Source organism: Streptomyces sp. NPDC004721 (assembly GCF_053601495.1).
In genome coordinates this window covers 108,881-121,325 of the sequence record NZ_JBSGBZ010000024.1, presented here as the reverse complement: position 1 = coordinate 121,325, position 12,445 = coordinate 108,881, and the positions used below count along the sequence as shown (strand labels likewise).

Below are 12,445 nucleotides of genomic sequence, written 5' to 3'. Positions count from 1 at the left end.
ATTCACCAGTCAGTTCATGCGTATCAGGAGCGTCCGATGGCCACCGACCCCGAGCTTTCTCAGTCCGATTACTCGCAGCAGGAAGTGATTGTCCCCGACTCGATCCTGCGATCGGGACTCTCGCGGCGAGGCATGCTCAAGGCCATGGGCCTTTTCGGCGGCGCGACCGCGCTCGTCGGTGGCGGCGCTCTCGGTCTGACTGCCACCGGCGGACGCGGGAAGCCGGCAGCCTACGTCCTGCCCGAGGGCTTCACCGGCACGATGGCCGACCTCAAGCACGTGGTGATCCTGATGCAGGAGAACCGTTCCTTCGATCACTACTACGGGGCGATGCCCGGGCTCCGCGGCTTCAACGACAAGCAGGCACTGCGGTTCCAGAACGGCACCACCGTCTTCTCACAGCCCAGCGGCTCGAGCACGGTCAAGCCGAAACACTCACGACCGTTGCCCAATCGACGACCGGCCTCGCCCACGACTACGGCACGGGCGCCTCGGCATGGAACGGCGGCCGGTACAACAACTGGGTGCCGGCCAAGGGCAGCGCGACCATGAACTACCTCACCGGCGACGAGATCCCGTGGCAGTGGTCGCTGGCCAGCAACTACACCGTGTGCGACAACTACCACTGCTCGCTCATGGGGCCGACCACGCCCAACCGGCTCTACCTGTGGACCGGCACGTCCAACGGCGTCACCGGCAACGGCGGCGAGACCTCCGGCAACCGAGCCTGGCAGACCTACCCCGAGGCGCTCCAGGCGGCCGGTGTCTCGTGGCGCGTCTACGTCGACAACAACAACGGCGACGGATGGCGGGGCGATTACCAGGACAACCCGATCCGCGGCTTCGCCACCTTCACCCCGAGTGCGGCGAACCTCGCCGACACCACCAAGACCGCTCCCGGCACCGGCCTGGTGTGGCGCGCCAACTCCTTCCCGTACGCTCCCGACGGCCTGCCCGACAACGACAGCGACACCAACCTCAACGGCGTCCTGGGTGACTTCATCGCCGCCTGCGCCCCCGACGCCGAGTTCCCGCTGCCGCAGGTCTCCTGGATCGTCTCGCCGTACAGGTGGTCCGAGCACCCCTCCGCCAACCCGGAGCACGGCGCTCACTACACGAACCGCGTGATCCAGGCCCTGCAGAGCAACCCGGACATCTGGAACCACACCCTGCTCATCCTGAACTTCGACGAGAACGACGGCTACTTCGACCACGTCCTGCCGCCGTTCCCGGAGCCGGGAACAGCCAACGAGTACTCCGGCGGCACCCCGCTCGGCTACGGCGCCCGCGTCCCGATGACTCTGATCTCGCCGTGGAGCCGGGGCGGCTGGGTCAACTCCGAGGTCATGGACCACACCTCGATCATCCGCTTCCTCGAAGTGTGGACCACCTCGATGGGCACCCCGGCGCTGAGCACCATGATCACACCGTGGCGGCGCACCATCAGTGGCGACCTGACCAGCACAATCGACTTCTCCCGTCCGGTCCTTGACTCCCCGTCGCTGCCGGACACCGCCGCCCTGGTCGCGATCGCCCGAGCCGGCGGCACGATCGCGACGCAGGTGCCCGCCGAGGACCAGTGGAGCGACTACCCGCCGCTGCGCCCGCGTCCGCTGTCCTTCCACGCGCACAGCACCTTCTCCGAAGACCGCGGCACCGGGAAGGTGACCGCGAAGATGAGCCTCTTCGGCGGGCCGGACGGCAAGGGTGTCAGCCTGCAGGCGTTCCCCGACAAGTACAAGGCGTTCACCAACACGCCGTTCACGGTGACCACCGCCGCGCCGCGCTCCTACACCTGGGACGCCTCGGGGTATCAAGGCCGGTACGCGTTCTCGATCTACGGTCCCGACGGATTCGTCCGCTCCCACGCCGGCACGGTCCTGCCCGCCGGGCAGAACAACGCCGGCGTACCGCGCGTCGACGTCGACCTGGTCGCCGGCGCCAAGCCGACCGTCACGATCATGCTGCACAACGACGGCCTCCAGCAGGTCCGCTACACCCTGACCGCGAACGACCACGTCGGCGGCACCCAGGACTACTGGGTCGCGCCGGGCCGGTCGAAGAAGGTCACGTGGCCTACCGCCGACGGCTACTACGACATCGTCATGACCGCCGACACGGGCACCGGCTGGAACCACCGCTACGCCGGGCGCATCGCCCAGATCACCGCTTGATTCCGCTTCCCTTTCTCCGACCCGACCTCTCCCGACCTCGTCTTTCGGAGCACTTTATGGCCGTTTGGCTCCATATACCCCGTCATGCGTCGCGCCGTCTCATGGCTGCCGGTGTCTCGGCAGTCCTTGTGATCCCTGGCCTGGCCTTGTGCCAAGCCCAGCCGGCGGCGGCTGACCCGACCTTCGACCCGAGTGATTCCGTCGTGCCGGTGGTGTCGTACAACTTCGACAACGACTCGGGCACGACTGCCGTCGACAGCTCGGACCGGAAGAACAACGGCACCTGGAGTGGCACGCCTGCCTACGGGGCCGGGGTGTCGGGCAAGGCGCTGCATGTGAGTGCCGGAAAGAACTTCGTGACGTTGCCGAGGGTGGCCGGCCAGACCGACGGCTCGGGCAGCTTCGCCATCGAAACCTGGTGGTACGACAACTCGGAGACAAGTGACGCTCCGATGATCGCCAACCAGAACTTCGCCTCGTGCAGCAACCCCGATTCACGTACTACCACCTCAGCGGCACCTACCAGCAGCGCTCGTGCTTCGGCATCAACGGCACGAAGACCTACACCACCACCCGCACCTCGTCGATCCAGAACGGGTGGCACCACCTCGCGTTGGTGGTGGACAGCACGGAGCACACCTACGACTACTACGTCGACGGCATCCTCTTCTCGTCCACACCGACGATCTCCGGCAGCAGCGTCGCAAACTTCAACTCGGGCCTTCCCATCCGCATCGGCCAGGACGGAACCGGCACCTACAGCGCCACCGACGACGCACTCGTCGACGACTTCAACTTCTACAACCAGGCCATCAGCGCCGATCAGATCGCGGCCGACTACGCGGCGACCAACCCGGCCACCCACTTCCCGGTAACCGTCACCAACGATGGCCACGGCACCGGCACGGCGTCCGTGCTCGCGCCGGCCGCGGGCGAGACCGACAAGCTGACCGCAAAGCCCGACACCGGCTACACGTTCGACTCGTGGGTCCCGGTGACGCCGTCCACGCTGGAGATCAACAGCGACGGCACGTTCACCGCGCCTGCCAGCCCTGTCACCGTCAAAGCCACGTTCAGACCGAACACCTACACAGTCACCTATGACGGCAACGGGGCGGACGGCGGGGCGATGAGCGCGCAGACGCTGGCCTACGACCAGTCCGCCACGCTGACTGCGAACCACTTCACCAACGTGGGCAAGCACTTCATGGGCTGGAGCCTCACCCCGAACGGTGCACTGGCCTACACCGACCAGGACACCGTCAAGAACCTCACCTCCACTGACAACGGCAACGTCACCCTTTACGCCCAGTGGGTGCCGGCAGGCACCTTTCAGGTGACCGAGACCGGCGACAGCCACGTCAAGGTGAGCTCATCCTCCGACTCGACCGGGGGCTGGGTGGTTCCCGGCTCGAAGGTCACACTGACCGCCACCCCTGCGACGGGCTACTCCTCCACCTGGCAGGCCGACTCCCCGGCCGACCTGACGATCGCGGACGACGGCACCTTCACGATGCCCTCGCAGAACGTCGTCATCAAGGCGGTGTCATCGGCCAACAAGTACACGGTCGTCTTCGATGGCAACGGCGCCACCGGCGGGGCCACCGCCACACAGCCGTTCACCTATGACCGGTCCGCCGCGCTGACCGCGAACGGCTTCAAGCACGACGGCTACGGCTTCCTCGGCTGGGCGACCAGCCCGACCGGTAAGCCGGCCTACACCGACGGCCGGAACGTCACCAACCTGACCGCGACCGCCGACGGAAAGGTCACCCTGTACGCAGTCTGGGGTCGCTACCGCGCGGCCGGCGACACCGTCGCGCCGGTGGCCTCCTACGACTTCGACGCCGACAAGAACGGTGCGGTCAGCGACGGCTCCGGCCAGGGCAACAACGCCGTATGGAAGGGCACCCCCGCCTACGCGAAGGGCCTCTCGGGCCGCGCTGCCCACGTCAGCGCCGGAACCAACGTCCTCCAACTGCCGAAGGTGGCCGGCCAGACGGACGGCTCGGGCAGCTTCTCGTTCTCCACATGGTGGGGCGAGTACGGCGAGACCTCCGACTCCCCGCTGGTGAGCAATCAGAACTTCGGCTCGTGCTCCAACGCCGGTGTCTCGCTGCACCACCTCTCCGGCACGTCGACGACCCGGGCCTGCTGGGGCCAGCCGACCGGCAGCACGCGCCAGTACTCGGAGACGAACCCGACCGCGTTGAAGGGCAAGTGGCACTACCTCACCGTGGTGGTCGACCGTAGCGCGCAGAAGATGAGCTACTACGTCGACGGTGCGCTGTTCACCACCTCCTCCGCCTCCCAGATCACCTCGGCGACCAACTTCAACTCCGGCCTTCCGTTCACGATCGGCCAGGACGGCACGGGCACCTACACCGCCTCCGTCGACGCCCTGGTCGACCACTTCGACTTCTACAACCAGCCGCTCACGGCGGCCCAGGTCGCCAACGACTACAACGCCACCAGGCCCGCCGACGCCGCGCTGCCGGACGAGTCGACGGTCGACGTGCCGACCACCCCCGTCGCCACCGTGCCCGAGGGCTTCGTCACCGACACCTTCCACGCCCCGCAGGCCCAAGTGAAGGCCGCGGTCTCGCAGTCGGTGGCTGGCCTGTGGAACGGCAACACCGTCACCTCCTACAAGAAGACCAGCGGTGATTCCTGGCTCAGCGTCGATGCTCACGGCGTCGTGAGCGGTACCGCACCGAGCACAGCGCCCCAGCACCCGGGCACGATCACCGTGCAGGCCACCGACGGGACCACGACCTCCCAGATCACCGTCGAGGTTCCGGTCATCGCCGACGATGACGCCCCACAGGCCGCTGCCGCGACCTGGAACCTCTGGGACGCCGGCAAGCATGTGGACGACTCGCTGCTGAAGAACCTCGCCGTCATCGCCAACAACGGCCTCGACGTCATCGGCGTCCAGGAGGACGGCGGAACCGGCGCGCACCAGCTCGCGAAGGCACTCGGTTGGTACGACTACGAGGGCGCAGGCGGTATCGGCATCGTTTCGGCCTGGCCCATCTCTTCGACCGGGGTTGTCCCCGCGACCGACTCGGCCCCCGCCGTCGGTGTGACCGTCAACGTGGGCGGCCGGAACGTCCGGGTGTGGTCTGCTGCTCTCGACGAGACTGCCTACGGGCCGGAGCAGGCTTGCGCCAAGGCCGGAACCGACGCGTCGGCCGTTGTCGCCGCGGAGAAGGCGGGCACCCGCTACGCCCAGGCTCAGGCCATCGCCGCCGCGATCAAGCCCGAGGTCGACTCGGCCGAGACCACGCCCGTGGTGTTCCTCGGCGACCTCGCCTCCCCGTCGGCCGCCGACTGGACCGAGGCCACCGCTGCCAAGCACTGCAACGTCGGCGCCGTCCACTGGCCGGTGCCCGATGCCCTCACCGGCACGGGCCTGACGGACTCCTTCCGCAAGGCCCACCCCGATCCGACGGCCGATCCCGGGAACACATGGTCGCCCGTCGTGACGACCAATCCGACGACCGGCGCCGCGGAGCCGCACGACCGGGTCGACTACGTCGACTACGCCGGCAGCGACCTCCATATGCTCGGCTCCAACACCCTCGTCGCCGGCTGGCCGTCGGACACCGATGGCAACGCCAACGCCTGGACCAGCGACCACACCGCGGTCGTGACCACCTTCACGCTGGGCACCCCGCTTCCGCCCGCGCCGGCCTCGACCGTCACCGTGGACAAGGACGCGCTGGTCTACCAAGTCGGCCACGGACCGGCCGACGACGCGGCCCTGCGCAGCGCCGTCGGCGTCACGTCCGACTCCGCCGGCGCGACCATCACCGTCGACTCCAGTGACGTCGACTACGGCACGGCGGGCTACTACACCGTGCTGGTCACCGCGAAGAAGGACGGCTACGTCTCCGACCCGGTCGCGGTGACCGTGCACGTGGTGCCAGTCGTCAAGATCACGCTGGTCAAGGACTCCGTCTCCCTCGCCGGCCCCGGCATGACCCGAGCGGAGGTGCTCGACGGTCTCGGCGGGAGGCTCAACGTCCCTGGCTCGATCGACGTCGATCTCTCCCATGTCAACACGTCCATGCCCGGCAGCTACCCGGTGACGGTGACCGGGACCGACGACTACGGGTTCACCGCGACGAAGCAGGCAACGGTCGTGATCATACCAGGGCAAGATGTACATGGCCTCTTGGAGCACGCAGAACCAGAACCCAGGGGACCCGCAAGGCCCGTGGCAGGAGATCGCCATGACGGAGGACGGGACCGCCATCTGGACGGCCTCGCGGATCTTCAACGCGGGCGACGTGGCCGTCCACCAAGGCAAGACCTTCAAGGCGGACTGGCGCACCCGGAATGAGGCCCCCGGTGACCCGACCGGTTCGTGGGAGGAGCAGGCGCCCCCCGGACCGAACGGAATCGCGGCCTGGACACCGACCACGATCTACAACTCCGGCGACCGGGTCACCTATCAGGGCAGCACTTACCAGGCTCAGTGGTACACCCGCAACCAAACCCCGGGTACCCCGAACGGGCCCTGGAAGAAGATCGGCTAGCACCGCGGCAGGCCATGTTTGCCGGCCGGAAGTCCTCGTACTGGACGTACTTGGACTTTCGGCCGGTGCGGTGATGGGAGGACACCGCCCGCTCGAGCGAAGCCGAGCGTGGGAGGCGTAGTTGTAGACGATGCGCGCGTACTTGTCGGACAGCTCTACGAAGACTGCGCCCGCGGCATCAAACGCCACGAAACCGTCGCCCGCCAACTGGACGCCCCGCTGGCTACATCGCCACCTCCGTAGGCTTCCCTCCCGTTGACTGAGGGGAGTTGCAGCGTGGCTCGGTTGCATGGACCTGTTTTGCGCACCCAGCGGCTGGTGGTGGAGCCGATCCGCCGCGAGGACAGCAACGATCTGTTCGAAGCTGTGGTCAGTCAGGACAGCGTGATGCGGTGGCTGGCGACCGGCCGGGCGGACAGCCAATCCGCAGCCGAGGCCATGTGCGACGATCACGTCGCGCATTGGGCCAGGAACGGCTACGGCGACTTCGCGGTCAGGGACGCGACAAGCCATGCTTTCCTCGGACGGGTGGGACTGCGCAATCGAGCCGAGTACGGGGTCGACCTCGGCTTCGCCATCCATCCGCGGGCACAGGGCCGCGGTATCGCGGCGGAGGCAGGCCGTGCCTGCCTGGACCTGGCATTTCGTCGGCTCAAGTTCCCGGCCATCTTCGCGTTCGTCCTGCCTGGCAACATGGCCTCGATCGCGGTGCTGCGCCGCCTGGGTGCCCAGGAGGCCGGGACCGTCCGGTCCAGTGGCCTGCACTGTGTGCGGTACCGGTTCGATCCCACCGTGTACCCGGCCGCGGAAGCGCCTGCGGTGCAGGGCGGTGATGCAGACCTCCGACTGCACTACGCGCCCGGCCCCGGCGACCGGGAGGACACGGCCGCACTCTGCGATGGTCGGCCCGACCCCTTCGGGATCAACGGGCTCGGTCTGGTCTGGTCGGACAAGGAACACACGCTCACGGCTTTCCGTGACAGCCGACTGGTTGCTTCCACGGGGTTGCTGCTGCGGGAGATGGAATTCGACGGGGCACCGCGTCGCGTCGCTGGGCTGGGCAGTGTGCTGGTGCACCCTGCTCATCGGAGCCGGGGCATCGCCAGGACCATGATCAGCGTCGCGATCGAACACGCACGGGAGGCCGGGGCCGAAACGGTGATGCTGCTCTGCCGCCCGGAGCTGGTTCCGCTCTGCACGCAGCTCGGATGGCGCCACATGTTTGTGCCGGTCACCCTCCGACAGCCTGCCGGCCCCCGACCCTGCCCGCTGAGCACCATGACGTACGACCTGGCGGACCTGCCCCAGCCCACCGTCAGCGTGGACCTCCAGGGCCTGCCCTTCTGACGCGCCGGGCAGAGGCTCACCGGCGGCTTCAGACCGCCCCGGCAGCAGGGCGTCCGCCCCAGCGGATGTCGGTCCGGGAAGCGCTGGAGAACCTCCTCGACGCGGTCGAGTTTGGCGTCGTAGACGGGGTCGGAGGATTCCTTCCAGGTCTTGGTGCGTTGGAAGGTGACGCCGCGTCGGGCGAGCAGGCAGCGCAGGGCCTCGCAGCCGATGCGGATGACGCGAGCGTGGACGCGGCGCAGGTAGGCGGCGAGCTTGCGCAGGGACTAGCGGGTGAAGGGCTCGCCGAGCTTGGTCGCTCGGGTGATGGCCGTCTGGATGACGAACTCCTCGTCGTCAGGGCTGAGTCGGCGGGGACGGCCTCCCGCCCAGCGAGGGTCCAGACAGGCCAGGCCGATCTCGTTGAACCGGTGGATCACATCGCTCACCGTGTCCTCGTCGGCGAGATCGTCGGCTGGGCAACGGCGTTCCTCTCATCTCCAGCAGACTTTGGCTTGTTTGAGCAGAAGTTCAGGTCTTTTGCAAAAAACTTTCGCGCATCAGACTCTATCTTTGGCGGATTCGCGCCTATACGATCCGCGCAAGAACTTGGACCGCGTCAGTCGCTCACCAGCGATCCCGGTGAGCGACTGACGCGCAACTCGGCGTAGCCCACGCACTTGCCGTCACTCCATCCCACTCGCACTGCAGCGACCGACCACCCGTTTGCATTTTCCTCTGGACATACCGGCGCATACCACACCCTTCCCGGCCGGACCGTCTCCGCGCGACGGCCCGTTGGTCGGGCGTACCCCCGAGGAGGTTTCATGCGCATAGCCCTCCGCCGCCGCCTCACCGCGTTCGGCGTGCTGCTCGCGCTCGTGGCCAGCGCGCTCATCGGCCTGGCATCGGCGTCCGCCCCGGAGGCGGCCGCGGCCGCGCCGGACAGCCGCGGCATGCAATACAGAGTCTTGGTCTTCACGAAATCCACGGGCGGAGACCCGGCGGCGACCGCCGCAGGTGTCGGCGCCATCAGGCAACTCGGCGATCAACTCCGGTTCGCGGTCCAGGTGACCGACGACGCCCGCAAGTTCGACGAGGAGCACCTCAAGCAGTACCGCGCCGTCGTCTTCCTCAACACCAGCGGCGACTTGCTCACCACCGCCCAGCAGGACGCCTTCGAGGCGTACTACCGTGCGGGCGGCGGCTTCGTCGGCATCGGCTCGGCGATCGAGGCCCAGCCCGGTTGGGACTTCCTGTCCGACGCCCTCGGCACCCGCGCGTCCGGCCGGACCGGCGTGCAGCCCGGCACCATCAAGGTCGCCGACCGCGTCCACGACGCGTCGAAGAACCTGCCGGAGTACTGGACCCGCACCGACGCCTGGTACAACTTCAAGTCCAACGTGCGCGGCAAGAGCCATGTCATCGCCACCGTCGTCGAGGACGCGTTCAAGCAGCAGTCGTGGGGTGGGACGCTCACCGGCATCAGCGGCGGCACGATGGGGCACGACCACCCGGTCACCTGGTGCAAGGACTGGCAGGGCGGCCGCTCGTTCTACACCGCGCTCGGCAACACCGCCGCCAGCTTCGGCGAGACCGACCTGCGCTCGCACCTCGGTGGCGCGATCAAGTGGGCGGCCGGGCAGGCCGACCCGGTGTACTCCGACTGCGGCGCGACGGTGCTGGCCAACTACCAGCAGACGACCGTCGCGGCGCCGCCGAACCTGGGCGAGCCGATCGGCTTCGACGTCTTTCCCGACGGCCGGGTCATCCAGACCGACCGCCGCGGCAGCGTCCGGCTGCACGACCCCAAGTCGAACAAGACCACCGTGCTGGCCCAGATCCCGGTCTACCAGGCCAGCGAGGACGGCATGTACGGGCCGGGGATCGACAACGACTTCAAGACCAACCACTGGGTCTACCTCTACTACGCGCCCCCCACCGTGAAGGACGTGAAGCTGTCCACCGGCGAGATCGTCACGCAGACGACTCCGGAGGCGAACGCGCCGAACACCGGGGACTCACCGGCGGCATGGGACCCCTGGGTCGGGTACTTCCAGCTCTCCCGCTTCAAGTTCGTCGATGCCACCGCGGACAAGCCGGCACACCTCGACGTCGCGTCCGAGCAGGAGATCATGCGCGTTCCGGTCAACCGCGGCGCCTGCTGCCATGTCGCGGGCGACATCGACTTCGACAAGCACAACAACCTGTGGATGGTCACCGGCGATGACACCCCGGCCGGCGGCGGCAACTCCGGGGGCTTCAGTCCCTTCAACGACATGCTGACCACGAACGGACAGTTCAACGCCCCGCACGTCGACGCTCGCCGCTCGGCGCAGAACACCAACGACCTGCGCGGCAAGATCCTGCGCATCACGGTCAAGGACGGCGCCATCGCCGCCGGTGATCAGAACAAGTTCGGCGGCGCCTACACGGTCCCCTCGGGCAACCTCTTCCCCGTCGGCAAGGACAAGACCCGTCCGGAGATCTACGCGATGGGCTTCCGGAACCCGTTCCGGATCCAGGTCGACGAGAACGACGTCGCCTACGTCACCGACTACTCGCCCGACTCGCAGACCCCGCAGAACTTCCGCGGGCCGGCTGGGACCGGCCGGGTCGAGATCGTTCGCAAGCCGGCGAACTACGGCTGGCCGCTGTGCTACCGGACGGACCTGCCGTACTACCGCTGGGACTTCAACACCTCCACGCCGCAGGACAGTCCGCCGCAGCCGTTCGAGTGCGACAACCCCAACCGCGGGCCGCAGAACGACTCCCGGTGGAACCTCTCCGGTGGGCCCACCGTCGAGCCCGGCCTCGAATACGGCCCGCCGATCACCAACCCGGACATCTGGTACTCGTTCACACCCGAGAACCGGGCGGACAACCCGATCGGTACGCCGTGCCTCGCCTACTACAACGGCTCCGGCGCCACCACCTGCCCGCGGCTGTTCCCCGAGCTCGGCACCGGTGGTGTCGGCCCGCACGGCGCGGCCAAGTACCACTTCGACCCGGACAACTCCGATCCGACGAAACTGCCGCCGTACTACGACAACGCGGTCTTCTTCGGTGAGTTCACCCGGGACACCCTGCGAGAGATCCGCCTGGACTCGAAGAACCGGGTGTTCAAGATCAACAACTTGCTCGACTGCGGCGGCCTCTCTGCAAAGCGGGTCCCGGACACGAACAACCCGTTCGAGTGCGACAACCCGATGGACATGCAGTTCGACGGGAACGGTCACTTCTACATGCTCGCCTACGGCGACGGCTTCTTCACCAGCAACAACGATGCCGGCATGTACCGGTGGGACTACGTCAAGGGGCAGCGCGCACCGATCCCGAAGCTCGCGGCGACGCCGACGAACGGCTCCGCACCGCTGACCGTGCAGTTCTCCAGCGACGGTTCGCGGGATCCCGACCCGGGCGACTCGATCCGGTTCGAGTGGGACTTCAACGGTGACGGAGTCGTCGACTCGATCGACCCCGACCCCAAGTACACCTATACGACGCCGGGGCAGTACACCGCGCGACTGACGGTGTTCGACTCGAGCGGCAAGTCCGCCTCGGCCAACACGACCATCACGGTCGGCAACACCGCGCCCACCGTGACCGTCAGTACGCCGGTCGAGGGCGGCCTGTTCTCCTTCGGCGAGAGCATCCCGTTCTCGGTGACGGTCACCGACCCCGAGGACAAGACGATCGACTGCAGCCGGGTCGAGGTGACGTTCGTCCTCGGCCACGACAGTCACGGCCACGCCGAGCAGACCGTCCACGGCTGCACGGGTGTGCTGCCGACCGACCCTGACGACGTGTCCCACGGGGGCAACGTGTTCGGTGTCATCAGCGCCTCATACACCGATCGCGGCGGTGCCGGCGGCGTTCCGGCGCTGACGACGGTCGCTCAGAACGAGATCCGGCAAAAGCGCCAGGAGGTCGAGTTCGCCCTCGAGGAGTCCGGTACCAACGTCGCCACGACGAACGACCCGGACGGCGGCAGCCAGCACCGGGGCAGCCTCGGCAGCGGCGACTGGATCGCCTTGAACGGACCGTTCAACCTGCTGAACAGCGACTCGATGACGTTCCGGGTGGCGAGCACGTCGACGCAGGTGCCGGCGGGTAGCCCGATGGCCGCCGTCGAGGTCCACCTCGACTCGGTCGGCGGGCCGATTCTCACCACGGCGAAGCTCACATCGACCGGTGACACGGCGAAGTGGCAGAGCCAGACGTTCCCGATCACCAACCCGGGCGGCAAGCACAAGGTCTACCTCGTGTTCCGGTCGGTCACGGGCGGCCAGACCGGCGCCAACCTGTTCAACCTCAACTGGGTCGAGTTCGGCGGACGAGGGGTGAGCGCGCCGTAGCACGACCCCGCGGCCGGGCGCCGTGCGATCGGCACGGCGCCCC

Annotated in this window: 5 protein-coding genes and 2 pseudogenes; 6 read left to right on the top strand and 1 reads right to left on the bottom strand. The window is 67.8% G+C overall.

Annotation, left to right across the window (positions count from 1 at the left end; translation table 11 throughout):
* Positions 1–36: 36 nt before the first annotated feature.
* The 5 genes and pseudogenes from ACWEK3_RS22890 to ACWEK3_RS22870 form a co-directional block, all read left to right on the top strand.
* Positions 37–1,319: pseudogene (locus ACWEK3_RS22890) on the top strand (phospholipase C); the annotation flags it as partial.
* A complete protein-coding gene (locus ACWEK3_RS22885) occupies positions 1,296–2,174 on the top strand; it encodes a phospholipase domain-containing protein (protein WP_453250482.1) in 879 nt (292 codons plus the stop codon). The pseudogene ACWEK3_RS22890 and the gene ACWEK3_RS22885, both read left to right, overlap by 24 nt.
* A gap of 478 nt (positions 2,175–2,652) precedes the next feature.
* Complete coding sequence (locus tag ACWEK3_RS22880; RefSeq protein WP_453250473.1) at positions 2,653–6,522, top strand: LamG-like jellyroll fold domain-containing protein; 3,870 nt, start codon at positions 2,653–2,655, stop codon at positions 6,520–6,522.
* A complete protein-coding gene (locus ACWEK3_RS22875) occupies positions 6,470–6,718 on the top strand; it encodes a carbohydrate-binding protein (RefSeq protein ID WP_453250472.1) in 249 nt (82 codons plus the stop codon). The genes ACWEK3_RS22880 and ACWEK3_RS22875 overlap by 53 nt, the downstream gene beginning before the upstream one ends.
* 318 nt (positions 6,719–7,036) lie before the next feature.
* Positions 7,037–8,065, top strand: a complete 1,029-nt coding sequence (locus ACWEK3_RS22870) for a GNAT family N-acetyltransferase (RefSeq protein ID WP_453250471.1) — start codon at positions 7,037–7,039, stop codon at positions 8,063–8,065.
* Positions 8,066–8,097: 32 nt separating this feature from the next.
* Here the strand turns inward: ACWEK3_RS22870 and ACWEK3_RS22865 are convergent.
* A pseudogene (locus tag ACWEK3_RS22865) lies at positions 8,098–8,508 on the bottom strand (helix-turn-helix domain-containing protein); the annotation flags it as partial.
* 363 nt (positions 8,509–8,871) lie between these two features.
* Here ACWEK3_RS22865 and ACWEK3_RS22860 point away from each other — a divergent pair.
* A complete protein-coding gene (locus ACWEK3_RS22860) occupies positions 8,872–12,402 on the top strand; it encodes a ThuA domain-containing protein (RefSeq protein ID WP_450544232.1) in 3,531 nt (1,176 codons plus the stop codon).
* Positions 12,403–12,445 lie beyond the last annotated feature (43 nt).

Excerpts from the sequence above, each read along its gene's own strand:
- ACWEK3_RS22885 (WP_453250482.1), top strand. The coding sequence starts at position 1,296 with ATGACTCTGATCTCGCCGTGGAGCCGGGGCGGCTGGGTCAACTCCGAG.
- ACWEK3_RS22860 (WP_450544232.1), top strand. The coding sequence starts at position 8,872 with ATGCGCATAGCCCTCCGCCGCCGCCTCACCGCGTTCGGCGTGCTGCTC.